The sequence below is a fragment of the Nocardia sp. BMG51109 genome, from assembly GCF_000526215.1.
GTDB lineage: Bacteria > Actinomycetota > Actinomycetes > Mycobacteriales > Mycobacteriaceae > Nocardia.
In genome coordinates this window covers 6,788,769-6,814,785 of the sequence record NZ_JAFQ01000004.1, presented here as the reverse complement: position 1 = coordinate 6,814,785, position 26,017 = coordinate 6,788,769, and the positions used below count along the sequence as shown (strand labels likewise).

General features: G+C 68.9%; 21 protein-coding genes and 1 pseudogene. 11 read left to right on the top strand and 11 right to left on the bottom strand.

Annotated features, from left to right (window positions below; all coding sequences use genetic code 11):
- Positions 1-24 precede the first annotated feature (24 nt).
- Together D892_RS0132150 and D892_RS0132145 are read left to right on the top strand one after the other, a co-directional pair.
- Entirely contained in the window at positions 25-498 is a 474-nt protein-coding gene (locus tag D892_RS0132150; protein ID WP_024805189.1) for a hypothetical protein, read from the top strand.
- A 416-nt stretch (positions 499-914) separates the two neighbouring features.
- A complete protein-coding gene (locus tag D892_RS0132145; protein ID WP_051499970.1) occupies positions 915-1,937 on the top strand; it encodes an alpha/beta hydrolase family protein in 1,023 nt (340 codons plus the stop codon).
- 9 nt (positions 1,938-1,946) lie between these two features.
- Here D892_RS0132145 and D892_RS0132140 read toward each other — a convergent pair whose 3' ends face one another.
- From D892_RS0132140 to D892_RS0132125, 4 genes are all read right to left on the bottom strand, one after another.
- Positions 1,947-3,284: a family 1 glycosylhydrolase gene (locus tag D892_RS0132140; protein ID WP_024805187.1), complete on the bottom strand. Its 1,338-nt coding sequence runs from the start codon at positions 3,282-3,284 to the stop codon at positions 1,947-1,949.
- An 80-nt stretch (positions 3,285-3,364) separates the two neighbouring features.
- Positions 3,365-4,255, bottom strand: coding sequence for an AraC family transcriptional regulator (locus D892_RS0132135; RefSeq protein ID WP_024805186.1), 891 nt, complete (start codon positions 4,253-4,255; stop codon positions 3,365-3,367).
- A 553-nt stretch (positions 4,256-4,808) separates the two neighbouring features.
- A complete protein-coding gene (locus tag D892_RS0132130; protein WP_024805185.1) occupies positions 4,809-5,711 on the bottom strand; it encodes a cutinase family protein in 903 nt (300 codons plus the stop codon).
- A gap of 224 nt (positions 5,712-5,935) precedes the next feature.
- Positions 5,936-7,399, bottom strand: coding sequence for an AarF/ABC1/UbiB kinase family protein (locus D892_RS0132125; protein ID WP_024805184.1), 1,464 nt, complete (start codon positions 7,397-7,399; stop codon positions 5,936-5,938).
- Positions 7,400-7,513: 114 nt separating this feature from the next.
- Between D892_RS0132125 and D892_RS0132120 the strand changes: the two genes are divergently transcribed.
- Positions 7,514-8,284 (top strand): winged helix-turn-helix domain-containing protein, encoded by a 771-nt coding sequence (locus D892_RS0132120; protein ID WP_024805183.1) that lies wholly within the window; start codon positions 7,514-7,516, stop codon positions 8,282-8,284.
- 207 nt (positions 8,285-8,491) lie between these two features.
- On the opposite strand, the gene D892_RS0132115 is transcribed toward D892_RS0132120, so the two are convergent.
- The gene (locus D892_RS0132115) at positions 8,492-9,742 is read right to left on the bottom strand and encodes a KasA/KasB family beta-ketoacyl-ACP synthase (protein ID WP_024805182.1); all 1,251 of its coding nucleotides are present in this window, start codon (positions 9,740-9,742) and stop codon (positions 8,492-8,494) included.
- Positions 9,743-10,111: 369 nt separating this feature from the next.
- Between D892_RS0132115 and D892_RS0132110 the strand changes: the two genes are divergently transcribed.
- On the top strand, positions 10,112-10,393 hold the full coding sequence (locus D892_RS0132110; RefSeq protein WP_024805181.1) for a hypothetical protein: 282 nt from the start codon (positions 10,112-10,114) through the stop codon (positions 10,391-10,393).
- Positions 10,394-10,442: 49 nt separating this feature from the next.
- On the opposite strand, the gene D892_RS0132105 is transcribed toward D892_RS0132110, so the two are convergent.
- On the bottom strand, positions 10,443-11,045 hold the full coding sequence (locus D892_RS0132105) for a UdgX family uracil-DNA binding protein (RefSeq protein WP_024805180.1): 603 nt from the start codon (positions 11,043-11,045) through the stop codon (positions 10,443-10,445).
- Between the two features lie 191 nt (positions 11,046-11,236).
- Here D892_RS0132105 and D892_RS0132100 point away from each other — a divergent pair, with 191 nt between their 5' ends.
- Positions 11,237-11,785: a hypothetical protein gene (locus D892_RS0132100; RefSeq protein ID WP_156959769.1), complete on the top strand. Its 549-nt coding sequence runs from the start codon at positions 11,237-11,239 to the stop codon at positions 11,783-11,785.
- 26 nt (positions 11,786-11,811) lie between these two features.
- On the opposite strand, the gene D892_RS0132095 is transcribed toward D892_RS0132100, so the two are convergent.
- Positions 11,812-13,146, bottom strand: a complete 1,335-nt coding sequence (locus tag D892_RS0132095; protein ID WP_024805178.1) for a family 1 glycosylhydrolase — start codon at positions 13,144-13,146, stop codon at positions 11,812-11,814.
- Between the two features lie 162 nt (positions 13,147-13,308).
- Between D892_RS0132095 and D892_RS0132090 the strand changes: the two genes are divergently transcribed.
- Both D892_RS0132090 and D892_RS0132085 read left to right on the top strand, forming a co-directional pair.
- The gene (locus tag D892_RS0132090) at positions 13,309-15,618 is read left to right on the top strand and encodes a molybdopterin guanine dinucleotide-containing S/N-oxide reductase (protein ID WP_024805177.1); all 2,310 of its coding nucleotides are present in this window, start codon (positions 13,309-13,311) and stop codon (positions 15,616-15,618) included.
- On the top strand, positions 15,615-17,084 hold the full coding sequence (locus D892_RS0132085) for an AMP nucleosidase (RefSeq protein WP_024805176.1): 1,470 nt from the start codon (positions 15,615-15,617) through the stop codon (positions 17,082-17,084). The genes D892_RS0132090 and D892_RS0132085 overlap by 4 nt, the downstream gene beginning before the upstream one ends.
- Before the next feature lie 28 nt (positions 17,085-17,112).
- Here the strand turns inward: D892_RS0132085 and D892_RS0132080 are convergent, their stop codons facing one another.
- The 3 genes from D892_RS0132080 to D892_RS47195 all read right to left on the bottom strand — a co-directional run bounded on the left by D892_RS0132080 (position 17,113) and on the right by D892_RS47195 (position 18,182).
- Entirely contained in the window at positions 17,113-17,301 is a 189-nt protein-coding gene (locus tag D892_RS0132080; protein WP_024805175.1) for a hypothetical protein, read from the bottom strand.
- 9 nt (positions 17,302-17,310) lie between these two features.
- Entirely contained in the window at positions 17,311-17,619 is a 309-nt protein-coding gene (locus D892_RS47200) for a DUF3467 domain-containing protein (RefSeq protein ID WP_024805174.1), read from the bottom strand.
- Positions 17,620-17,687: 68 nt separating this feature from the next.
- Entirely contained in the window at positions 17,688-18,182 is a 495-nt protein-coding gene (locus D892_RS47195) for a hypothetical protein (protein WP_024805173.1), read from the bottom strand.
- A 571-nt stretch (positions 18,183-18,753) separates the two neighbouring features.
- Here D892_RS47195 and D892_RS0132065 point away from each other — a divergent pair.
- Both D892_RS0132065 and D892_RS0132060 read left to right on the top strand, forming a co-directional pair.
- The gene (locus D892_RS0132065) at positions 18,754-21,630 is read left to right on the top strand and encodes a TIR domain-containing protein (protein ID WP_198037035.1); all 2,877 of its coding nucleotides are present in this window, start codon (positions 18,754-18,756) and stop codon (positions 21,628-21,630) included.
- Positions 21,631-21,920: 290 nt separating this feature from the next.
- Positions 21,921-22,379: a DUF4231 domain-containing protein gene (locus D892_RS0132060; RefSeq protein ID WP_024805171.1), complete on the top strand. Its 459-nt coding sequence runs from the start codon at positions 21,921-21,923 to the stop codon at positions 22,377-22,379.
- Here D892_RS0132060 and D892_RS0132055 read toward each other — a convergent pair.
- The gene (locus D892_RS0132055; RefSeq protein ID WP_024805170.1) at positions 22,376-22,843 is read right to left on the bottom strand and encodes a hypothetical protein; all 468 of its coding nucleotides are present in this window, start codon (positions 22,841-22,843) and stop codon (positions 22,376-22,378) included. The genes D892_RS0132060 and D892_RS0132055 overlap by 4 nt on opposite strands.
- A 256-nt stretch (positions 22,844-23,099) precedes the next feature.
- Here D892_RS0132055 and D892_RS49820 point away from each other — a divergent pair.
- Both D892_RS49820 and D892_RS0132045 read left to right on the top strand, forming a co-directional pair.
- Positions 23,100-24,266: pseudogene (locus D892_RS49820) on the top strand (toll/interleukin-1 receptor domain-containing protein); the annotation flags it as partial.
- A 235-nt stretch (positions 24,267-24,501) separates the two neighbouring features.
- The gene (locus D892_RS0132045) at positions 24,502-25,914 is read left to right on the top strand and encodes a hypothetical protein (protein ID WP_084161311.1); all 1,413 of its coding nucleotides are present in this window, start codon (positions 24,502-24,504) and stop codon (positions 25,912-25,914) included.
- Positions 25,915-26,017: the final 103 nt, after the last annotated feature.

Sequence of the window (26,017 nt, the reverse complement as noted above, 5' to 3'; positions counted from 1 at the left end):
CGAACAAACAGAGGAGACAGCAGAATGGTCGAAGCGCGGGTGCAGCAGATCATGCCATGCCATCCGGAGGACTTTCTCGAATTCGCGATGGACGTGGAACGATACGCCGAGGTCGATGACAAAATCGGCCGATTCGACTGGGTTCGCCGCGAGGGGAATCTCGTTGAATTCAAGTTCCGCCCGGCCATGCCGGGACTTCCCGGTCCGGCGCCGAAAATGATCGCGCAGGGACGGCTCACCCCCGGTGAGCGCGTGGATGTGGGACTCGCGCCGTTGCCGGACAGCCGACTGTGGCACGGATTGATGAAGTTCAGTGCGAGCTTCGTCTGTGAACCCGTCGAGAACGGCACCCTGGTAACCAGGACAATGACGGCAGAGCTCATCCCGGCGGTACGTCGGCTGGTCGATCCGATCCTGCGCCGTAACCTTCCCGGCAATATCGAGACCGAGATCGCGCAGGCCAAAGCCTATATCGAAAGGCACACCGGTCGCGACTGACCGGGCCGGTCGTCAGGTCGAGCCGGGCCAGGCGGGTCCGGTCGGTGCCGCGGTTGCGGTTGCTACACCCTGGATCGGCCGGACGATCGTCGGGTCTCGGCTCGGAGCCGGCCGCCGCCTGAGGACGGCATTCCGGTTGACGCGGTCGGGCGCAACGCCCGGGCACGGCCCGGCGATGTACCGGTTGCCCGGGCGCATTCCAGGGATCTTCGCCGGGACGGGCGCGTGCCGCCGGTGCCTCGGCAGGTGTCGGCGTGACCGCGGGTAGTCCGGGGTCGACGCACCGCCGCGGTAGATCGCCAAACGGTTGCCGGCGAATTACAGTCCACCCAGGACGAACAACGCCCGATGCGGTCGAATCGGCTACGGAGGAGCACGTGGTGATGCGGAATCGGATCGGAACGGCCCTGGCCGCAATGATTTTCGTGGCCTTCTCGACGACGGTGGCGGGCCCGGCGACGGCCGGCACCGGCGATCCCGTGATCGACTCCGGCAGCTTGCTCGCCGACCCGCGCGCCGCCGACGGCTCCTACATCACCCGGGCCACCGTCGTCGACGGCCGCAACATCCGCCTGTACGTCCACTCGGCGGCCATGAACACGACCTTCCCCGTCGACGTGCAGCGCCCCGCCGACGCGTCGGCGCCGCGCCCGGTGCTGTACCTGCTCAACGGCGCCGGCGGCGGCGAGGACAGCGCCACCTGGGATCAGCGCGCCCCCGACGCGCTGCGGTTCCTGGCCGACAAGGACGTGAACGTGGTCCGGCCGATCGGCGGCGCCTGGAGCTACTACACCGACTGGCGGGCGCCCGATCCGGTGCTGGGCGTGAACAAGTGGAAGACGTTCTTCACCGAGGAACTGCCTCCGCTCATCGACGGCGCCCTGGGCACCAGCGGGCGCAACGCGATCGCGGGCCTGTCCACCTCGGGCACCTCGGTGCTGCAACTGCCGATCGCCAAGCCCGGCCTGTACAAGTCGGTGGCGGCCTACAGCGGCTGCGCGCAGATCTCCGACCCCACCGGCTACACGTTCGTGAATCTGGCGGTCAACGTGTGGGGCGGCGGCAACACCGAGAACATGTACGGGCCGCGCGACGATCCGATGTGGGTGGACAACGACCCCTACGTGCACGCCGACCAGCTGCGCGGCCTGAATCTGTTCATCTCCAGCGGTTCCGGCCTGCCGGGGCAGTGGGACGGACTGAACGGCCCGTACACGCTGCCCGGCGTGGGCGGGCTCGCGAATCAGCTGACCGTCGGCGGTGTCATCGAGGCCGCGGTGAACTACTGCAGCCACAATCTGCAGGCCAAGCTGAACTCGCTCGGCATTCCCGCCACCTACGACTTCCCGCCCACCGGCACCCACTCGTGGGGGTACTGGCACGACGCCCTGATCGCGTCCTGGCCGGTGCTGGCGTCCGGGCTGGAACTGCCCGTGTGAGCGGTGCCGTCAGGAACCGGCGCGGGGCTCGGCCGTGACCGGCTCGTCGCAGCTGGCGGGCGGATCGACCTGGGAACACGGCACCGGTGCCCGAGTCGGCCGGTAGTCCCCGGGCACGCCGCCGGCGCGGGTAAGCGCGGCGTAGGCCTCTACGGCGTCGGTCGGGCGGCGCGACAGCGCCGGATCGTGCTCCGCGTCGACGGTGTAGAGGCCGAATCGCGGTGCGTAGCTGCCCCATTCGTAGTTGTCGGTGAGGCTCCAATAGTTGTATCCGCGCACGTCGATCCCGTCGGCCTTGGCGCGCTGCAGCCAGTACACGGTGTCGCGCAGGTGGTCGGCGCGGGTGTAGCCGTCGGCGCGCGGGCGCCCGTTGTCGGTCGGCATCCCGCTCTCCACCACGTACAGCGGTTTGTCCGGAAACAGCCGGGCGTAGTGGCGCAGCGCGTAGTAGATGCCCTCGGTTTGCAGGGGCAGCTCCCACATCGCGGGCGCGCCCGCCGAGGTGCCGGTGGCGGTGGTGGCCGGGTCGGGGCCGAAATAGTAGTCGACACCGATGAAGTCGAGCTTGTCGGCGACCCGGTCGACGAACGGCTGATTCACCTCGGTCTCCGCGTCCGGCACGTAGCCGAGGTTGCTGGTGACCCGGGCATCGGGCTGCGCGCGGTGGATGACGTCGTAGATCTCGTTGTGCGCCTGGGCCAGCCGGTCCAGCATGGCGGGCGCGTCGTCGGAGTGCAGCGCGCCGATGCGCTGTTCGGTGCCGATGTAGGCCGCCGGTTCGTTGATCGTGACCCACATCGGCGTGCGAGCGGCGTAGCGCTCCACCACCTTCCGGGCATTGGCCAGCCAGTCCTGGACCATGCCGGGATTGCTCCAGCCGCCGCGCTCGGCCGCCCAGCCCGGATACACCCAGTGGTCGAGGGTGATCATCGGCGTCATTCCGTGCGCGACGATCCGGTCGATCATCTTGTCGTACACCGCGAATGCCCGTTCGTCCCAGCCGTCCGGGGTGGGCTGTACGCGCGCCCACTCGATGCTCAGCCGGAACACCCGGACACCGAGGCGGGCGGCGTGTTCGATGTCGTCGGTGTAGAAATCGAGGAATCGGACCGAGTCGCGGTAGTCGTCGACCTCGCCGGAGGCGATGTAGCGAGTCCAATTGCTGTCCGGCGCAGCGCCTTCGGACTGGAAGCCGGAGGCGGACACGCCCCACAGGAATTGGTCGCCGAGTGCGGGCAGCCCGCCCGGCCGGGGGGCCGGTGCCGCCCACGCCAGCCCCGGCACCAGCATCGCCGCCGCGGCGGCGGCACACGCCGCCAGGGCGTGGCGGCGGCTCGACTGTCGCATTCCAGCAAGCGTAGCTGGATGGTTGCCGATCGTCCGGGTGGTGCGCCGCGTGTCGCCCCGGGTGGTGCGATCGCCGCGGCTCAGTGCGTCCGGTGCAGGTCGCTCGGTGGCCTGCCGTGGTGACGCCGGAAGGCGGTGCTGAACGCGAAGGGGTTGCGGTAGCCGACCTTCCGCGCGACCGTGCCCACGGTCTCGCCGCCGGCCAGTAGGTCGGCGGCCAGCGTCATGCGGCGGCCGTTCAGATACGACAGCGGGGACTCGCCGAACAGGGCACTGAACCGGCGGTACAGCGTTGCCCGCGAGACCGCCGCGTGCGCGGCCAGCGAGTCGGCGGTCCAGTCCCGGCCGGGATTGGAGTGGATGGCGTGCAGAATCCGCGCGACGATCGGATCCTGCAGTCCCGCATTCCATCCCGGTGAGCCCGGTTCGGCACCGGCCAGCCAGGCGCGCAGTGCGTGCGCCAGCAGCAGGTCCAGCAGGCGGTCGCGGACGGTCTGGCGGCCGGGACCGACGTGTTCCAGCTCCTCGTCCAGCAGCGCCAGCGCGGCGGGCGAGGACCCCGATTCGGCTGTGACGCAGACGTATTCCGGCAGCGCGTCGAGCAGGCGGCGACCGGCCAGATCGACGCTGCCGTAGGTTCCGGCGACGACGACCGCCCGCCCGCCGTGGCCCGGCGACGGGACCCGCAGCACCGCGCGGTGCCCGTCGGAGCCGGCCGGGCCGCGGGGCCTGCCGTCCGGGGCGTCGTCGAGTGCGAGCGAGCGAGGACCGCGGAGCAGCGCGATATCGCCGACGGTCAGCTCGGTGACGCGGTCGCCGCGGGCGAGCCGGGCATGGCCGTGCAGCACGGCGTACAGGGTCAGCGGCGCCGCTTGATCGGCCAGCCACGACCAGGGTGCCTGCCGGTCGGCACGCCACAGCAGCGAGCCCTGCGCATGGATCCCCTGCAGCATCTCGGCGAGCACGTCCACGCACACGACGCTACCGATTCGCCCGGTCCCGATGGCTCAAGTGCGTCCGGCGCGCCGGGCACCGCGCGCGGCTCGCCGACCACTGTGCGCGGCGCGCCGACGTCCCGGACGGCCGAGCTGGTGCGGCCGGTGGAGGGGCTATCCCTCTTCGCCGGGCGCCGAGAGATCGGGTGCGCGCCGGACGGACCCGGAACCCGGCCGCGCGACGAATACGAGGGGCTCCGCCTCTCCGGCCGCGCCGGCGCCTGCCGGAGTGCGGGGCCGGACCGGAGCGTGAGGGAAGACGAGAGTGCGAGGCCAGACCGGACTGCAAGGGCAGACCGGACTGCGAGACCGGACCGGACTGCGAGGCTGGGCCAGACTGCAAGGCCGGACCGGACTGCGAGGCCGGGCCAGAACGCGAAGCCGGACCGGAACGCGAAGCCGGACCGGAACGCGAAGCCGGACCGGAACGCGAAGCCGGGCCAGAACGCGAAGCCGGACCGGAACGCGAAGCCGGGCCAGAACGCGAGGCCGGGCCGGACTGCAAAGCCGGACCGGAATGCGGGGCCGGTCAGCGTGCGGCGTCGATCAGCCAGTGCCGCAACCAGGATGTCGCGGTGGCGCCGGAGCGGTCCACGACGTAGGACGGGTAGTTGCGGTGCACGGCGGAGTCGTTGAAGTCCTGTAGCTGTTGCATTCGCTGGGCGTTCGCCGAATCGCTGAACTGGCCCTGCAGCGTCGGCAGCCCGCCGGCGGCCATCAGGTCGTTGATGATCGCCTGGGCCTGCTCCTGATAGGTCCCGGCCCGCCCGGGATCCGGCGCCGACAGCTGGGCGAACAGGCCGGCGAAGCGGGTCGCGAAATCGTCTGTGGGCGTGGAACAGTACAAATCACCGACGGCGCAGATGGTGCGCACCCGCGGGCTCACCCAGCCGAATCCGGTGATCCGCTGCCCGCCCGCGCCGGCACCGGCGACCGGCGGGCCGACCAGCGCGTCGGACGGGGAACGGCGCGGATCGGAGATCAACCCGACCGCGGCGACCCGATCCGGCGGAACCACCCCGAGCCCGGTGCCGATCTCGGCGGCGAGATCCCCGGCGGCGTCGGCGCCCTGGCTGTAGCCGATCAGCGCGATCCGGGTGGCGGCGCAGCGGCGTCCCATATCGGCGACCAGGCCGCGGGCGCCGTCTACCGCCTCCTGCTTGGACCGGCCGTAGACGTCGCCCTCCCAGGGCAGCGCGGTGGCCGCGTACGCCACATAGTCGGTGCTCACATTGCCGGGGAGGCCGTCGGTGACCGCCGACAGCATGCCCTCGCGCGGATCCTCGCGGGAGGTCTCCCAGGTGCCGGGGACGGCGACGACATACATGCCGGGGCAGTCCGGATCGGCGTGGGCCGGCGGTGCGCCGGACAGCGTGGCCGCCGTGATCGCCGTCGCCGAAGCGATTGCACCCCAATATTTTCGCGTGGACACAGCCGAGACCCCCTGCGGTTGAGCGGTTCACGAAGCGGTCCGGCCGATCGAGCGCGGAAGGCGTCGGGGGCCGGCGATGTCGGGCCTCCGCGCGCACGGGCCCGCCCATCGATCGTAACCGAGCGAGCCGGTGGCCTGGGCCGCCATTGATCGAGGGCGACCGGAAATGTGGATGTTTCAGAGAGACAGTGGATGACGGGATGACGGGACATCCGATCACCGGGTCAGTCGACCACGGAGAACCGCGGCCGCGTGCCGGATGCGCCCCGGGGCCGGAGGCGGTGCGGGTCGAAGCGGGCGATCTCCGCCGCGATCGGCGGTGAGCCCTCGACGAATTCGTCGCGCAGCGACCCGTCGGTGCCGAGCTGGCACACCGCGCCGAGGGCGGTCAGGGTGGCGCGCCCGAACGGCGTGAACTCCGGCGGAATCGTCAACTCCCGGTTCACGTTCGACAGCTGCGGGTTCAGCGCCCGGCGCACCTGGGTGCGCAGCCAGTCGGTGGTGAGCCGGAAGGTGGGCCGCACCATCGGCTCGAACGCCGCCGAGAGCGCGCGGTGTGCGGCGGCGACGTCGAAGCCGCGGTGTGGCTGGACGAACCCGTGGCGGCGGAACGCGGCCTCCAATTCGTCGGTGCCGCCGTTGATCACCGCGCCGGTGACGTCCTGGACGAGCTGGTCGAAACCGTCGTTCGGCCACGGTGTGCAGGCGCCGAAATCGACGATGCCGAGCCGGCCGTCGGGCATCATCCGGAAGTTGCCGGGATGCGGGTCGGCGTAGAGCAGCCCGGTGCGCCGCCACGACGACAACAGGAACCGCACGATCAGCAGGCCCGCGCGGTTGCGCTGTTCGGTGGTGCCGCCGGCGATGATGCGGGAAACCGGTGTGCCGTCGAGCCATTCGCCGACCACCACGTCGCCGTGCTGGGCGATCACCCGGGGCACCAGGAAATCCGGGTCGCCGGCGTAGGCCTCGGCGAACACCCGCTGATTGTCGGCCTCGGCGGCGTAATCCAGTTCGTCGGCCACGCAGGCGCAGATCGCCTCGGTGACCGACTTGACGTCGGCGCCGGGAACGAACACGGTGGCCAGCACGGAGATTCGGCGCAGCTGTTCGAGATCGCTCAGCACCGACTCGCGCGCGCCGGGAAACATCACCTTGACCGCGGCGGGGCGTCCGTCGCACCACACCGCGCGATGGACCTGCCCGATGGAGGCGGCCGTGGGCCGGTGGGTGTCGAATTCCCGGAAGGATGCGCGCCAGCCGTCGCCGAGGGCGGCGGCCATCGCCTGTTCCACGGTCTGCGGCAGCATCGTCGGCGTCGAATCCTGCAACTGGGCGAGCGCGGTGCGGTAGGGCTCGGCCAGTTCGGGTGGGAGTGCGAGTTCGTAGATCGACAGCAGCTGGCCGAGTTTCGCGGCGCAGCCCTTGAGTTCGCCGAGCACCTCGAAGATGTGCTGCGCGGTGCGCACCCGGATGTCCAGGCTGACCTCGTCGGCCGGACGGCCCAGCGCGCGGCGGCCGACACCGACGGCGTGCCGTCCGGCGTAGGCGACCGGCAGCGAGACGAGCTTCGCGTTGCGAACGGCCTTGCGCACGGGGGGAGTTCCGGCGGGGCGGCGAGCGAACAGCCGCCGGTCGCCGTCGACGCGGTCGGTGTTCGAGGTCTGGCCGGAGCGCCGGACGGACATGCTTGTCACCTCGTTGTGTACGCGCGTCCCATCATTCGACGCCACGTGCAGTTTGGCACATGGCAGCTTAGACTGTCTGGGACGTATCCGGAAGTTGCGGGAAAGGTTGTACGCATGGGAGACCGGACGGTCGTCGCCGACGTCGCCGACGCACTGGCTCGGCGCGTCGCGTCGGGGCAGTATGCTCCGGGCGATCTCATGCCGTCGGTCCGCCAGGTCGCCGAGGAGTTCCATCTCAATCGCGCGACGGCACAGCTCATTCTGGGCCGGCTGGAGTCCTACGGCTTCGTCGACGCGCACCGCGGTAAGGGTTTCACCATCCGCGACGTGCGCGCCCACGGCGGCGTCGACTCGTACCGGCGGCTGTTCCGGCTGTCGATGGACACCCCGGCGATCGCCGCGGAGATGTTCGCGAACATCGTGGAGGAGGAGCGCGGCATCGTCCTGGAGGCGCTGCTGTCCTACACCCACGGCGAGCACGAGCACGATCCGGGCGAATTCAAGGCGGCCATCGACGAACTCGAGACTCTCGCGCGCAGCGAGCAGCCCGACCGGCGCCGGCTGTTGATCGCCGAGCTCGGGCTGGTGCGCCGGCTGCTCACCGTGCTGGGCCACGGCATGCAGCGGGCGGTGCTGAACTCGATCGGCGAGATGGTGCTCGAGGTGCCCGAGGCGGTGGAGTCGTACTACGCCGTCTCGCCGGACCTGCACGTGCTGATCTGGCGCGGCCTCGCGGCGGTGTGGGAGTCCGAGTCGGGTCCGACCGAATCGCAGCTGGCGCTGTTCGAGGACCTGTTCGGGATGTACCACGAGAAGGTGATCGCCCACTTCGACCGGACGGTCGTCGTCGAGGAGCCGGTGGCGCCCGGTGTCGTGAGCGCCTGAATTCCACGAGATTCCAGGCGCCCGAGCGGTTTCCGGCAACGAATCCGGCCGGCCGAGGCATCGTTTCTCGGTCGGCCGGTCGCCGCACGGTACTCGCCGGACCACGGTTCGGTCTTCGCGGAACGACGTCTCCGTGAACGGCTCAGCAGTCTCTGTGAACGGCTCAGCAGTCTCCGTGGAACCGCTCAGCACCTACCGAACAGCGGCTCAGTACTTGCCGAACAGCACCGCCGCGTTGTGCCCGCCGAATCCGAACGAGTTGTTCATCGCGAATTCGACATTGGCGTAGCGCGGCTTGTCGCGCACGACGTCCAGGTCGATCTCCGGGTCCTGGTTGTCCAGGTTGAGCGTCGGCGGGATGACCTGATCGCGCAGGGTGAGCACCGAGATGATGGCCTCCAGCGCGCCGACCGCGCCGACGGAATGGCCCAGCGCCGACTTGGGCGCGTACACCGACGGATGCGTGCCGATCGCGGCGGTGATCCCCTTGGCCTCGGCGAGGTCGCCGAGCCCGGTGCCGGTGGCGTGCGCGTTGACGTGGTCGACCTCGCCGGCGGAGACACCGGCCGACTGGATGGCCCGGGTCATGGCGCGGGCGCAGCCGAGACCCTCCGGATCCGGCGCGACCAGGTGGTAGCCGTCGGCGGTCAGTCCGGCGCCGAGCAGCCGGGCGATGGGCTTGGCCCCGCGCGCCAGCGCGTGCTCCTCGGACTCCAGCAGCAGCAGCGCGGCGGCCTCGCCGAAGACGAATCCGTCGCGGTCGCGGTCGAAGGGCCGCGACGCCCGCTCCGGCTCGTCGACCCGCGAGCTCAGCGCCCGCGCCATCGAGAATCCGGCGATCGCCATCGGGTTGATGTGGCCTTCGACGCCGCCGGCGACGATCATGTCGGCCTCGCCGAGGACGATCGTCCGCCACGCGTGCACCAGCGCCTCGTTGCCCGAGGCACAGGCCGACACCGGAGTGACCACGCAGGCGCGCGCACCGATCTCCAGCCCGACCACGCCGGATACGCCGTTGGGCATGCTCATCGGCACGGCGAACGGCGACACCTTGCGGTAGCCGCCGGCGCGCATGGCGTCGTTGGCCTCGACGATGGTGTCGGCGCCACCCAGGCCGGTGCCGATGATCACGCCGAGCCGGTCCTTGTCCACCTCGGGCTCGCCGGCGGTGGCCCACAGCCGCTTGCCCATGGCGTAGGACATCTGCTGCACGTAGCACATCCGCCGCTTGCGGACGCGCTCCAGATCGGTGGTGGGATCGTGGATCAGCTTGCCGCCGATCGCGTTCGGCAACTGGTTGTCGACGATCTCCGGGTCGGTCAGCGTCTTGATGCCGCTGGTCCCGGACAGCAGAGCCTGCCAGCTGCTCTCGGTCTCCTCACCGATCGACGTCGTCATCTCGACGGCGGTCACCACGACGTTGCGGAAACCCCCGGCGCGAGTGGAGAAACTTTCGATCTCATGCACGTTTTACGAATCCTCACTGTCAGTCCCACACACTCGAACACGGTAACCCCCCGGCGGATCGGAAGTGACGTCGTTGTTGTCGGTCACACTGAACGCCGGCGCCCAATCCGCCGATGCGGAGAGCAGATTGCGTGCCGGGGGCCAGCCTATCCCGGAAGCCACCGACCAGCAGACCCGGCCGGAGCCGCGCGTGGCGGGCCGCCGGCCGGCAATTGTCGGGGACAGAATAAATGCGCCGGTGCGGCGCGGTGACCGGGGCCCGCCGAAGCGTATGCCGAGCGTTTGCTGAATAATGGCGGGTGGAATACCGCGAATACCACACCGGCCGCGGCGCGACGGCCGGAAAGGCGCGGGAAGGGTGTGGCCGACATGCTGCTCACCGCTGTTCACGACATCGTTCGTGCCCAGATCGACAATCCGGGTCCGGAGGCGCCGCCGGGGTCGGGATCGTCGACGAGGCTGTTGCGCCACCTTGTCTGGATTCATCTGTTCGCCACCGTGATCGCGGTGGTGTGCTGGGTGCAGTACGCGCGGCACCAGGGGGTCGGCCGCGGCCGCACGATCACAGGGGTCGTGGTGGCGCTGGTGCTGGGGCTGGCTTCGGCGGGCGCCGGTCTGGTATTGGGAGCCGGGCTCGACTGACGGTGACTCGGATGGGCGCGCGGCTCGAATGCGTCGCCGGGCATCCGGGTCAGCCCATTGCGGTGCGGACGACGCGCAGATCGGCGAGGAATTCCCGATACGCGGCGTCCCGGTCGGGGGCGCGCAGCACGGCCGAGGGGTGCACGGTCGCGACCGTCCGGTAGTCCGGCATCTCGATCACTTCACCGCGCTGCCTGCTGACCCGGAACGACGGCGATACCACCGCCCGCGCGGCCACCGCGCCCAGGCACACCACCAGTTCGGGCCGGATGGTCGCCAGTTCGGCCGTGAGCCAGGGCGCGCACGCGGTGATCTCGCCGCGTCCGGGCTGCTGATGGATGCGGCGCTTACCGCGTTCGACGAATTTGAAATGTTTCACCGCGTTGGTCAGGTATGTCGCGGCGCGGTCGATTCCCGCCTCGTCGAGGGCGCGGTCCAGCAGCCGCCCGGCGGGGCCGACGAACGGGTGTCCCGCCACGTCCTCCCGGTCGCCGGGCTGCTCGCCGATCAGCACCACCCGGGCGTCGTCGGGGCCCTCGCCGAAGACCGTCTGTTGGGCGTGCCGGTACAGGTCACAGCCGTGGCAGCCGGCCGCCGCCCGCCGCAGCGTCGCCAGGTCGGCGCCGTCCGGTACGAACTCGCCGGCGTCCATGAGTTCACCTCCCGTGGGTCGGACTGCTGCGCCGAGTACCCGGATCGGTGGCCGGCAACCCCCCGTCGGCGCGGCCGAGGCGACCGGTCGTTCGCTTAATCGGGGTCCATATGCCCTAGCGTGCGGCGTCGGCGTGGCGCACGGTGGGTTCGGGTGCCCGTGCCGTGTGTGTCTCGCGACTGGAGGCGATCATGAACAGCTTGGAGCGACAACTACTCTCGTGCCTCGACGCGCTGCGGGAACTGCCCAGTCCGGGCAACGTCCGCAGCGTGCGGCGGGTGGTGCTGGCGCAGCGGCCGGCGGCCGACGAGCTGGACCGCGCCGATCCCGCTCAGCGCGGGGTGCGCGCGCTCTACGAGTACGTCGACGCCTCGAGCCGGGCGGCGGTGGCCGACCGGCCGGGCTGGCTCACCGGGGTCCGGGCCGAGTACGAGAACGAGCTGTCGGCCGCGCTGGCGGCGGCGCGGCGCGGCGGGTCGGTGTACGCGCTGTCGTGCCGGCGCGACGATCTCGGGCGGCTCGGCGAACGCATCGACCGCCTGCCGCCCGCCGATCGAGAACCGTTGCGCTGCTTGCTGTCCTACGTGTCCATGAAGTACGGGCAGGCCCTGGATCTGGCGGTGTGCAGCGACTGGGGTGCGACGCCGCTGCGGTACCGGCTGGAGCTGGGGCGCCCGGCCGGCCCGCTGCCGACGGATGTGACCGCTCGCGGCGGCGACCTCGCCGGCGCAGGCTCCTGAACCCGGCTACCGCGGGAGCGGCCCGGTTACCGCGGGACGGTGACCGGGTCGGCGCAGCTGTCCGGGGTGTCGACCAGTGAGCAGCCGGCGGGCGCGCGGGTGGGCAGGTAGTCGCCCGGGACGCCGCCGGCGCGGGTGATCTCGCGGTAGGCGGCCACGGCGTCGGTCGGGCGGCGGGTCAGGCCGGGGTCGGTGCCCACGTCGACGGTGTAGAGGCCGAAACGCGGTGTGTAGTGGCCCCATTCGTAGTTGTCGGTGATGCTCCAGTAGTTGTAGCCGAGCACGTTCATGCCGTCGGCCCGGGCGCGCTGAATCCAGTAGACGGTGTCGCGCAGGCTGTCGGCGCGGGTGTAGCCGTCGGGGCGTGGGGCGCCGTTCTCGGTGGGGATGCCGTTCTCGACGATGTACAGCGGCTTGCCGGGAAAGCGGCGCGAATAGTGTTCCAGCGCATAGTAGATGCCCTCCGGCTGCAGCGGCATCTTCCACAGCGCGTCCAGGTCCGGGGGACCGCTGGCGACGATCGACTGCGGGCTGAAGCCGTAGTAATAGTCGATGCCGACGTAGTCGAGCCGGTCGGAGATGGGATCGATGATGTGACCGTTGACCAGGCCCTCCGCGGCGCCGACGGTGTAGGCGACGTTGCTGGTCACCTGCGCGCCGGGCTGCACGGCGTGGATGTGGTCGTAGATGGCGTCGTGCGCCCGGACCAGGCTCTGCTGCATGGCCGGGATCGCGGCCGGCGGCGTCGCCCCGGTGCGGGTCTCGTTCGCCAGGTAGAACGTCGGCTCGTTGAACGTCACCCACAGCGGATTGCGGGACGCGTAGCGCTCCACCACCTTCCGGGCGTTGGCCAGCCAGTCGCCGAGCATGGCGGGATGACCCCAGCCGCCGCGCCCGGCCGCCCAGCCCGGGTACACCCAGTGGTCGAGGGTGAGCATCGGGCGGATCCCGGCGGCCGCCATGGTGTCGAGAACGTTGTCGTAGAAGGCGAATCCGTCCTCGGACCACTCGCCCGGGCGAGGCTGCACCCGCGCCCACTCGATGCTGATGCGGTACACGCCCACGCCGAGTTCCGCGGCCAGCCCGATGTCGGTGGGGTAGCGGGTGTAGAAGTCGGCGGCATCGTGGTAGCGGTCGAGGTCGGGGTTGGCGTCCACGTAGCGGGTCCAGTTGCTGTCGGGCGCATGGCCTTCGCACTGGAATCCGGAGCTGGCCACGCCCCAGAGGAAGTCCGGTCCCAGCTCCGGGACGGTCGCCGGCGGGGCCGGCCGGGCACCGGCGAGCGGCGCCGAGCCGGCCAGGGCGGCGGCGGTGCCGGTCGCGAACAAGCCGAGAGCGTGACGGCGGCTGAGCGGGCGCATCGGACTCCTCTGCGTTTCGGGTGCGGGTCGGGCGACGCCGGGCGGGTGCCGGACCGGGTGGTCGCTCGGGTGGTGTCGCCGCGGAGAGCCTAGCTGGTCGAGTGTCCATTCGGGGGCGCACGGGCGGCCTCCCTTGTCGGTGCCGGGCGTTACGGTGGACTCATGACGACGCATCTGACGCACTGGGGCGCGTTCGAGGCCGTCGGCGACGGCGAGCGGCTCACGGAGGTGCGGCCGTGGCGCGGCGATCCGGAGCCGATGCCGTTGATCGAGAATGTCGCCTCCGCTCAGCATCATCCGACCCGCGTCGATCGCCCGTACGTGCGGCAGGGCTGGCTCGAGCACGGCCCGGGCGCGCCCCGGCGCGGCGAGGAGCCGTTCGTGCCGGTGTCCTGGGAGCGGGCGCTCGATCTGCTGTCGGGGGAGTTGCGCCGGGTGTACGACGAGTCCGGCCCGGAGTCGGTGTACGCCGGTTCCTACGGCTGGGCCAGCGCCGGGCGGTTCCATCACGCGCAGAGCCAGGTGCATCGCTTCCTGAACTGCCTGGGCGGCTACGTCCGGCATGTCAACAGCTACAGCCTGGGCACCTCGACGGTGCTGCTGCCGTATGTCCTCGGCGACCTGTACTGGCTGCTGGGCCACTGCACCGCGAAGTCGGTGCTGGCCGAGCACACCGAGCTGGTGGTCGCGTTCGGCGGGCTGTCGCCGAAGAACGCCGCGGTCGGGCCCGGCGGTGTGTCGCGGCACAACGCGCGCAGCTGGGTGGCGGCCGCGCAGGAGCGGGGCTGCCGTTTCGTGTCGGTCGCCCCGCTGCGCGACGACACACCGGATGTCGCGCTGTCGGAGTGGCTCGCGCCGCGGCCGAACACCGACGCCGCGCTGATGCTGGCGCTGGCCCAGGTGCTGGACGCGGAGGGCCTGGCCGACACCGGCTTTCTGGATCGCTACACCGTGGGCTTCGACCGGTTCGCCCGGTACCTGCGCGGCGAGACCGACGGAATCGTCAAGGATCCGGCCTGGGCCGAGGCGATCACGGGCGTACCGGCCGACCGGATCCGGGGGCTGGCCCGCGAGATGGCCGCCTCCCGCACGCTGGTGACGGTCAGCTGGTCGTTGCAGCGGGCGCGGTACGGCGAGCAGCCGCTGTGGCTGGGTGTGGTGCTGGCGGCCATGCTCGGCCAGATCGGCCTGCCCGGCGGCGGATTCGGCCACGGCTACGGTTCGGCGGCCAATGTCGGCGAGCCCACCCGGCAGCTGCGGGTACCGCACCTGCCGCAGGGCGCCAACGGCGTCGAGACGTTCATCCCCGTCGCCCGCATCGCCGACATGCTGCTGAATCCCGGTGCGCCCTACCGCTACAACGGCCTCGAGCTGACGTACCCCGACATCAAGCTGGTCTACTGGGCCGGCGGCAACCCGTTCCACCACCATCAGGATCTGGCCCGGCTGCGCCGGGCGTTCGCCCGCCCCGAGACGGTGGTCGTGCACGACGGATTCTGGACAGCCACCGCGCGGCACGCCGATATCGTGCTGCCGGCGACGATGTCGATCGAGCGCGACGATTTCGGCGCCGGCGACAACGACCGGATGTTCTTTCCGATGCCGGCGCTGACCCGCCCGCACGGCGAGGCCCGCGACGACTACGCGATCTTCGCCGACCTGTCCGAAAAGCTCGGCGTCGACAAGGAATTCACCGAGGGCCGCACCGTCGGCGAGTGGCTGCGGCACCTGTACGGCCGGTGGCGGGCCGGACTCGCCGAGGGCGGCCGGCCGATGCCCGATTTCGACGAGTTCTGGGCGGGCGAGGGCGTCGAACTGCCGGTGGCCGACCCGGCGCAGGTGGTGTTCGCCGATTTCCGCGCCGATCCCGACGCGCACCCGCTGGCCACGCCCACCGGCCGGGTCGAGATCTTCTCCGAGACCATCGCGGGGTTCGGCTACGACGACTGCCCGGGCCACCCGGTCTGGCTCGAGCCCGAGGAATGGCTGGGCGGTCCGGCGGCGGCGCGGTACCCTATCCAGCTGGTCGCCAACCAGCCGCGCACCAAGCTGCACAGTCAGCTCGATGTGGGCGCGCACAGCCTGTCGGCGAAAATCGGTGGGCGCGAGCCGGTTCGGCTGCACCCCGACGACGCGGCGGCGCGCGGCCTGCGCGACGGCGACATCGTGCGCCTGTTCAACGACCGCGGTTCCTGCCTGGCCGGCCTGGTCGTCGACGCCGCGGTGCGGCCCTCGGTCGCCCAGCTGTCCACCGGCGCCTGGTACGACCCGGATCCGGCGGATCCGAGCCGGTGCCGCCACGGCAACCCGAACGCGCTGACCGCCGACGTGCCGTCCTCGACGCTGAGCCAGGGCTGCACCGGCCAGCTGGCGCTGGTGCAGATCGAGGCGTATCGCGGTGAGCCGCCCGAACTTTCGGTGCTGCGGCCACCGGAAATCGTGGAACCGGGGCGGGGGAGCGGCCGGTCATGACGGGCGCTCCCGAGCGGCGCACGGTGACGGTGGTCGCGGTCGAGGCGACGCTGGACGAACTGGAGTCCCGGTACGACCGGTCGATCCACGCGCTGCGCGCAGCGGTGCGCGATTTCGTCGACAACGGCACGGTGCCCGCCGGCCCGGCCCGCGACGCCGGCGCCTTCGTCTATCCGGAGCTGCGCCTGAGCTGGGACGGCCGGGCACAGCCGAAGAACCGGTCGCGGGCCTGGGGCCGGCTGACCCGGCCGGGCACCTACCGCACCACGATCACCCGCCCGGCGCTGCTGCGCCGCTACCTGGCCGAACAGCTGACGGTGATCCTCGAGGACTACGACGTGCACATCGAGGTCGGTCCGTCGCAGCAGGAGATCCCGTTCCCCTACGTGATCGACGGCGCCGAACTCGGGCTGGACCGGTCGATGAGCGCCGATCTGGCGAAATACTTCCCGACCACCGACCTCGCCGACGTCGGCGACGAGATCGCCGACGGCGTGATCGACACCAGCGGCCCGCTGCCGCTGAGCCATTTCGACGCGCTGCGCACCGACTTCTCGCTGGCGCGGCTGCGGCACTACACCGGCACACCCGTCGAGCATTTCCAGCCGTTCGTGCTGTTCACCAACTACACCCGCTATGTCGACGAGTTCGTGCGCTGGGCCGGCGATCTGATCGCCGACCCGGACAGCCCGTACGACGCGCTGTCCTGCGCCGGTGGCACCGTGATCACCCCGCAGACCAGCGACCGGGAATCGACGGTGGCCGACGGCGCGTGGAAGAAACATCAGATGCCTGCCTGGCATCTGATGTCGTCCACCGGCCGGGGGATCACGCTGGTGAACATCGGCGTCGGTCCCGCGAACGCCAAGAACATGTGCGATCACCTGGCCGTGCTGCGCCCGCACGCGTGGCTGATGATCGGCCACTGCGGCGGGCTGCGGGAGAGCCAGGAGATCGGCGACTACGTGCTCGCCCACGCCTACCTGCGCGACGATCACGTGCTGGATCCGGTACTGCCGCCGGATATTCCGATCCCCAGCATCGCCGAGGTGCAGCGCGCCCTCTACGACGCGACGAAGCAGGTGAGCGCCATGCCTGGCGAGGCCGTCAAGGAGCGGCTGCGCACCGGCACCGTGGTCACCACCGACGACCGCAACTGGGAACTGCGCTATTCGGCGTCGGCGCAGCGGTTCGGCCTGAGCCGGGCGGTCGCGGTGGATATGGAGAGCGCGACCATCGCGGCACAGGGTTACCGGTTCCGCGTGCCCTACGGGACGCTGCTGTGCGTCTCGGACAAGCCGCTGCACGGCGAGATCAAGCTGCCCGGCCAGGCCAACCGCTTCTACGAGGGCACGGTGTCCGAACATCTGCAGATCGGCATCCGCGCGGTGGAACTGCTGCGCTCGGAGGGCGACAGCCTGCACTCCCGGAAGCTGCGCACGTTCAACGAGCCACCGTTCCGCTGACGGTGACGGACCGGGGCGGGGCCGTCCGTCAGCGCCCGGTGCCCGGTGCGGGCGGCACGCCGGACCCGGAGTCGTTGCCGGCCTTCGGAACCGAGGTGGTGATGTGGTAGCGGCAGCCCTTGACCCGATCGGGGCGATAGCGCACCACGGGGTCGGTGATGACGATCCAGTCCTCGGGATCGCCGGACAGCATTCTGATTCCGCTGGAAACGATCATTACCTTCTCCTACTCGCCGAGCGGTATTATCGCGCCGAATTGTTGCTCGTAGTTGCTCATGCTGTCATTCAAGGTCTGCATCAGGCGGAAAATCATCGCGGGCGGGAATTTCACGCGCGAAACGACCTGTACCGCTTGCCGCATCACCGGCCGGCCTTCCGCGTCGACATCGGGATCGATCGGCAGGTGCACAATGAAATCGAGGGTGAAATCCGTTCGGTTGTACCAGCACGTGAAACCGTTGGCGTACACCCCGACGATCATTTCCTCGGGCACGACCACCTCGACGTTGACGGGAGGCGGAGTTTCATCACTCATCGGCACGCCTGTCGCCGACGGCCGAAAGGGCCACGCCGATAGTGGCCCTCCGGTGCCGCACGGAATGTCTAGCGGGCCTGGACCTGCCGATTCTGCTGCCGGAGCTGTTGTACCTGCTGTTCCCACCGGCTCGAGTTGTCCTGGGCACGGTTGGCCTGGTCGTCGGCCTGCTGGGCGAGCTGGTTGGCCTCGTCCGCCTGGTTCTGCACCGTCTGTGCCCGCTGCTGAGACAGATTGGCCTCGCTCTGTGCCTGCTGAGCCTGGCTCTGTGCCCGGTCCGCTTCGTTCTGCGCCTGCTGCGCCTGGTTCTGCGCCTGCACGGCCTGCTGACGCGCCTGCTGTGCCTGCTGGTTGGCCTGATTGGCCTCGTTCTGCGCCGAGTGTGCCTGGTGCTGGACCTGACGCGCCTGTTGCTGGACCTGCCGGGCGAGGTTCTGGGCCTGCTGGGCGTACTGACGCGCGCTCTGCGCCTCCTGGCGGGCCTCGCCGACGTTGATGCGGAGTTCCTCGATATCGCGGCTGGTCGGGGTGTCCGCGCGCATCGTTTCGGAATCTTGTGCCATGTCGAATTCTCCTGCTTCGCTGGGTGATTCGTGTCCCCTGCGCCAATGGAGTGGATAGTGAAAGGTTTACGCCTCGCAGGCCCCCACGGCAATGCATTGGAAATATGACCGTAACAATTAGCGTGCCGTAAAAATGCCGGTGGAGGGTCACGGAAAACCCTGTCCCCAGCGCATTTCTCGCTGGACGAGTCGGCCCCGCTCGGCCGGGGGAGATGTCTCGCCCGGAGTGCAGCGACGAACGTTCGGATATCGTGCGGCAATCGGCGCCGATGCCGACCCGCGCCGATCGACCGGAAAAATTCCGGAGGCCTCGTGCGGCGGCCGAGGCTCCCGGGGCGACCCGGAGACCGAGTGTGGTGACGGCGGCGCCTGCCGATCAGTAGGGCCGGCGGCGCGCGCTCGAGACGGTTGTCGCACAGGCGAATCCGTCGGCAGGCGGTCGTCGGCGCGTATCGGTGAACCTCCGGGCCCGTTCGAGTACGCCTGGACGATACTTCGGCCGCGGAGTGTCGTCACGGCCCCTGATCCGTGGTACGACGGTATGCTGGCCGTTCGCGCATGGGAGGGAACCGTGTTGTCTTACGCCGCGAAATCCGTTCTGAGACAGGCTGAATACCCGTACGACGCCTTCATCTCGTACAGCCACGCGAGGGATCGCGAGGTGGCGGCGGCCGTGCAGCACGGGATGCATCGACTGGCGAAGCGGTGGCACCAGGTGCGTGCGCTGCGAGTGTTTCGAGACGACACGAGCTTGTCGGCGAACCCGCAACTGTGGAACACGATCGAACAAGCGCTTCGACAGTCGCGATTCTTCGTGCTGATGGCATCGCCCGAAGCTGCGAATTCGCCTTGGGTGCAACAGGAGATCGCATACTGGCAGCGGAACCGAACTCCGGACACGTTCCTGATCGTCCTCACCGCGGGCACCATCGAGTGGCGCGGCAGTGGATTCGACTGGTCGCGTACCACCGCGCTGCCACGGCAGCTCGATGGCTGGTTCGCGGAGGAACCGCTGTGGGTGGTGCTCGGTGACGGGCTGCGCGACACCGAATTGTCCTTGCGCAACGTCGGGTTTCGCACGGCCGTGTGCCGGCTCGCGGCGCCGGTGCACGGCCGCCCGATGGACGAACTCGACAACGCCGACATTCGTGAGCACCGACTCGCGGCGCGAATCAGGCGCGCAGCGGTCGTCGCGCTGAGCGTGCTGCTCGTGCTTGCGCTCGTCGCGGGTGTCGTTGCGTGGCAGCAGCGGAACTCGGCGCGTCATCAGGCCCGTGTGGCCACCTCTCAGGTTCTGGCGGGCCGGGCGCAGGCACTGGCCGGCACCGAGCCCCGACTGGCCGCGCAGCTCGCCTTGTACGGGTACGAGTTGGAACCGACCCGAGACGCGATCGCCGCGCTCGGCACGCTGGTGCAAACGAACCGGCACGTGCGGCAATACCTGGGTAGCTGGGCGACACGTGTCAGCGACATGCACGGGCCGACGTCGCCCGCGGCCAACGAGGTTGCTGTGAGTGGTGGCGGCGGGACTCTCGCTTACTACTCTGTACACGACGCTCTGGAAGATCCCGGTATTCATGTCGTCGACCTGTCCGCGGGCAAGGAATCCGCGCGCCTCCCACGACAGACGCTCCCTTCCGGTGACATGACTCTCACACCGGACGGCGCACGGCTCGTGCTCGCGGACTACAACACGATCGAGGTCTGGGACGTAGCGTCGCGTTCTGTTGTCAGAAGCATCGAGTTCGGGGCCGAAGTTACTTCGATCGCGGTGTCGTCCGACGGGCGGTTCATAGCGGCGGCACGCGAGAATCCGACGGACCCGGCCCATGTGGCGGTCTGGGACACCGCGTCGGGCGCGGAGATCGGCGCGTGGCGCATTGGAGGTTCGTATCCGGCCTTGACTTTCAGTGCTGACGGTCGACGCCTGATCGTCGCGAGTCCCAATACCGGGCGACGACGGACTTTCGATATCACGGCACGTACCTGGAGCGAACCGGCCCCATTTCCTCAATTTCAGAATGGTGTCGCGAAGGTCGACCAGTCGGGTGAGCGCGCTGTCGTGCTGGCGGACGACGTGATCGAGATCTGGGACTTGGCAGCGAATCGGCGACTGAATTCCCGTGCGGCACCTGACGTCGTGGGCAACGGGCTGGCCATGTCGGCTTCCGGCAACGCTGTCACTGCGGGATCGCTCGCCGGCCGCCTCGCGGTATACGACGGCAACCTGGAACCTATCGGAGAGCCGATCGAACTCAATCAACAACATTCGGTGGTATCGGCCGCCCTATCGGCTGACGGCGGGGTCGCTGCTTTCATCACCGAAGACGGTGGGCTGACGGTCGTTACGCCCAAGGATACCAACAACTACATCAGGCTCGTCACCGACAGGTTGTCGGTCGCCAGTTCGGATGGACGAATCGCGTTGGTGACCAACGAGAGCGGGACGGAGGTCTGGGACCTGGTCGTCGGTCGCAAGCGCACTGTGCTCCCGTTTTCGCTGAATGTTCCCGACGGCTGGCATTCCGGCAACTCGGTCGCGGCGGACTCCGGCGGCGCACGCCTCGCAGTCGTGGCGGATGGGCAGCCGAGCCTGTGGGACGGAGCGACGGGCGCTCGCATCGACACCACCGCGGGACGGCCTCCCTTGTCGCCGGTGCCGTTGAAGCAGGTACTCGGCTTCCTACCGGATGATCGCCATGTGCTTGCCGTCACCGAGGAGTTGCAGATGGTGGTCATCGACGCCGAGACCGGCGAGATCACCCAGCGCTTCGGCGACGAGATAGAACTTTCGAGTCTTGCGGCGAACAACGCAATCTACTGGGCTGTGAGCGTCGACCGTAGCGCCGTCGTCCTGTACGGCACTCGCGCCGGCACATCGGATCGGGTCGTCGGAATCTGGCGTGCCGACGGTTCGGGCAACTTCCGCAACGTTCGCACCCTCGAGATCGCCGACGATGTGAGCGAGCCGCGTCAAGTAGCGATCAGCGGGGACGGTTCGATGGCCGCGGTGGTCGATGGCGACGGCCGGATCACGCTGTTGCGCAGCGACGGACAATCCGCTTCACGGTCGTTCGGGGGCCGGTTGCAAAGCAACACGACAAACGTGGCATTCAGCGCCGACGGGCGATTTCTCGTTCAGGACGCGCAGTGGGAAGGGGCGCCGAGTTTGCTGTTCTGGGACACCACCAGCGGCGAGTTGGCCACCGCCTGGGCGCTCTCGACCACGACCTCGGCCGGCACCTCCACCACCGGGCTGACCCAGCTGGTCCCCGGGCCGAACGGAACCGTCGTCACCGTGGGCCCGGGCGGGATCGACCGGTGGATCGCCGGCGTCGACTCCTGGCGCGACGTCCTCTGTGCTGTTGCGGGCGACGAGATGACCGATGGTGAGCGCGACCGGTATCTTGCGGGATCGAGCATCGGCAGCCCATGCGGCCGGAACTGACGGATGTCGAGCAATGGATGCGGCTCTTCTGTCGGAGACCTGACGGTTCGGCTCCGGGACACGGCCACCGGCAATGGGACGACTGGACCGGTCCGGAAACCATTCCGTACACCGACCCCTGCGGCAGCGTCGCCGCCCGGTGGGCTGTCAGGGCTGTAGCCACCGGAACCCGGCCATTGACAAGGTAATTCGTTGATCGGGCATGCACATTCGGTTGACACTCGCGGTGAGCCGCCGAGCACTTCGGCAGTACTCTGTAAGCGGCTCGGAGGAAGCACGGAAGGGGTTGTATGGGGGAGGTCGCAGAGGGCGGAATCGCTGATGTGGCGTGGGCAAGACTGACGGATCAGCTCGAGTGGTACGACACGAAGAGCGTTGGGGCGCAGCGGGCATACAAACGGCTGAAGCTTGCGCAGTTGGTGGTTGCCGCCACGGTCCCGGTCGTTGCGGCGTTTCACTTCTCGTCAGGCTTGACCGCAACGCTCGCCGCCCTGGTCGTGGTGGGGGAGGGAGCTCAGCAACTCTTTCAGTGGCACACCAACTGGCTGCTGTATCGATCGACGGCCGAGGCGCTCAAACACGAGAAGTACCTGTATCTGGCGTCCGTGGGCGAATATTCGAACAGCCACAAGGCGGCCGTACTCCTCGAACGGGTCGAAGCGATCGTGTCCAACGAGCACAGGCGGTGGACCACGAGCCGGGAGGGTTCGAACGAGCGCGGTCAGACGATCGAGGAGACCGAGGGTTAGCGAGGCCACACCACCGCGATCGGAAGCCGTTGCTCGCGTGCCGATTCGACAACGGTTCCGGTGCCGCCCCGACTGCCCGGCCGGCCGTCCCATACGGCGATGAGCCGGTCCACCGAACCGAGCATCTCGTTGTTCGCCGCCTCGTACGCGCTCGGGCCGGGCTCGTCGAAGTCCATCACCCGCACCCGGTCGGCACAGCGGATCAAACGGTCGAACTGCGCGAGATTGCCCGGGGCTATCTCCCGGTCGCGGTAGTGTCGGGCCGGTACGATCACTTCGATTCGTCCGCCGGCGTCGAGTACTGCCTCGGCGAATACCGAATCTGCGCCGGGGGCGATGCAGCTGACACCGACGAGTCCGGCACCCTCTCCCGCCTCGGCGAGGATTCGCCGGATTTCCCCGTAGACGGTGGCCGCCACATCCGTGTCGAGCCTCGTGTGTCCGGTTATCCCGATGCGCGTCATCGAATTCCCTGGGATCGCGGCCGGGTGTGCCCACCACGACTGGTGAAGACTGGTGATGTGGCGGTATTGCATCCGTGCGGTATTCGTCAGACTGCTGCATCATCCCAGTACCATGCCTCAGCGGGCAAGCGCCCCGCTGCGGCTCGAGTGTGATGTGCCCCAACGATTCTCGGTCGTTCGCGTTGCGCAGGCGGGGTAGTATGGTTTCGCTGGGAGGGCGCGGAGGTGACGATGACCGACAGATTCGGATCCTGACGTGTGGACGGGGAAGCTGCCGTCCACACTCCGGCGGCGCCGCGACACCGAATCCGGTGAGAAGTTCGACGTTTTCGTCTCCTACAGCCATGCGGCCGATTCGAAGCTCGCTCCGGCGATCCAGCGTGGGCTGTCCCGGATGGGCAAGAAATGGAACAGCCCACGAGCGTTGGCGGTATTCCGGGATCAGACCGACCTGTCGGCGATGCCCGACCTCAGCGGCGAGATCCATCGAGCGCTGACCGACAGCCGGTATTTTCTGCTGCTCGCGTCTCCGGAGGCCGTGGCGTCGAAATGGGTGTGGAAGGAGGTCGCCTACTGGAAGGACACCAAGAGCAGCGACACCCTCTTGATCGCGGTGACTGGAGGCAAGATCCGGTGGGACGAGGCGGCCGGCGACTTCGACTGGAATACCACCGATGCCCTCCCGCGGATTCTGTCGGGGTATTTCACCTCCGAACCGGTATGGGTAGACCTGAGTTGGGCCCACGGCCGCGACAATGTAACCCTGCGGCACAGCGAATTCCGTGGCGCGGTGGCCACCTTGGCGGCACCGGTGCATGGTGTCACGAAGCGTGAACTCGACAGCGAGGATGTGCGCAGACATCGCACCGCTCTCATCGTGCAAGCCAGCGTTGCGATGCTGGTTGTCACCCTGATAACCGCCTCGGGTATCGCGGTGATCGACTCCCGTGCTTCCGCGAGAATCGCCGATGCACGCACACGCGACACGATCGCGCAGCGTCTCGTGGCGCAGGCCCGAAACATTGTGGCCGGCACGGAGCCGGGCGGGGACCGGCGCGCGTTTCAGTGGGTGCTCGCAGCGCGGGCTGTATCGCCGACCGCGGCGTCTCTGGCCGCGGTGGTCAGTGCCCAGTACGAGCACCCACAACTGGTGTCGGTGACGAATACGACCCTGCCGGGGTCGTGGGCGTTCAGCCCGGACCGAAGGCGGATAGCAGCGGCCGCCAACGGACGCATGACATTCTGGGACGCGCACACCGGAGCGGCCCTCGGACCTGCGTCCGCAGCGGTGCCCGACAGTCCTGCTGGGGAAGTGCAGGCCATTGCGTGGGCGCCCGACGCGTCGGTGGTGGCCACCGGCCACCGCGACGGCACCGTCCACATGTGGGATGCGAACACCGGTAGTGAGTTCGCGCAGTGGACGGTCCACGGCGACACCGGATTTCACCGATCACTCGTGCAGATCGCCTTCGCCGGGAACAGCTCTCGCCTGGTGACCGGTACCATGGGAGGCATCGTTCAACTCTGGGACGTGCCCACCGCGACGCCGCTCGGCCCGCAATGGCAGGCCTTCGCGACAGAGGGGGACTGCTGCGCGCTGGCCGCTATGGCAGTGAGCCCGGACGGAACTCGGGTGGTGACCGGAACCGACGGCGGGCGTGGTTCGCTTGTGGGCCACCGATACCGGGCGAGTGATCGGCGGTGCACCCATCCGTCACAGCGGGTGGGTGCAGACTTTGACGTTCAGTTCCGACGGCACCCGATTCGCCTCAGGGGCCACCGACGGCTGGTTGCACCTCGGCGACGGCGTGCACGGAACACCATTGGGAGCCCACGATGCTCACCCCGGTGGGGTGTGGAGTGTCGCATTCGACCCCGCAGGAACCCGGGTGATCTCCGCAGGCGCGGACAAGACCCTGCACCTGTGGAAACTGCCCAACCACGAATCCTTCGCTCTTGTCGACATACCGTTGACCGGGCACACGGACGACGTGCTGACCGCGGTGTTCAGCCCGGACGGGCGACAAGCCGGCTCGGTCGGTCAGGACGGGGAACTGCGCTGGTGGGACGTCACCGGAACGATCGAAACCGAGATGGGTCTGGGCATTTCGCAATTGGCCTACAGTCCGGACGGCACGACCCTCGCAGCGGCGGGACGCGACGGCATCGACTTCTACGACACCGGCTCCGAAACGCTCCTCGGGACCATCCCGGTCGCAAACGCCGACAGCTTCACCTTCGATCCCAGCGGTGAACGCCTGCTGACCATCGACTTCGGCCGGATTACCGAATGGAACACTGCCACCCGCGAAGCCATCGGATCGCTGGAGGTCGGTCCGTCCACCGCAGTGGCGGCGGCATACACCTCCGGTGGCCGGACGATTACGGTTGGCGGCTACGACGGATCGATCCGCTTCTACTCCGCTGGAAGTCATGAACCTGTCGGTCAATGGCTTAAAGTCCAGGGTGGCGCGTCACACATGGCGTTCAGCCCGGACGGGCATTGGGCCGTCCAGGTAGCCGGAGACAACGGCAGTCTGCATCTATGGGACCTCACGAGCGGGAAGCACGAGGCCAGCCACTCGCCTTTCGACAGCTCTCCCACCCAGGTGGTGGTCTTCAGCCAAAACAGCGAACTCGTCTTCACAGGAACCGAAAACGGCACGACGGGCGTCTTCGTCATACCGCCGTCGAATCAAGGCACCGGCCTCGATGGGCACCAGGGCGGGGTGACCGACGCAGCTTTCGACCCGCACGGAAAGTGGATCGCCTCGACCGGACAGGACGGAATGGTCCGGCTCACCGCAAACGCCAACAGATCAATCGTCGCCACACTGCGTGCCGGCCGCAGCTCGACAACGAGCGTCGCCTTCAGGCCGGACGGCGGGCAAATCGCATTCGGAGACGATGAAGGCGTAATTCGGCTGCGGAAGGTGTATGACCCGAGCGGGGATGGGTTGTGCGGCAAGATTACTCACAACATGAGCCACCGGCAATGGAAAAATTGGGTATCCGAGGGACTCGACTACGTCGGCGCATGCCCGGCTCTACCCGCCGACTCCGACGATTGAATCCGGGCACTGGTGAAATCTGCGTTGGGCGCAACCGGAATTCGCTGATCCTCAGTGGTGGAGGGAACTCGAATTTCCACCTTCACAGCGTACCGGCTCGAGA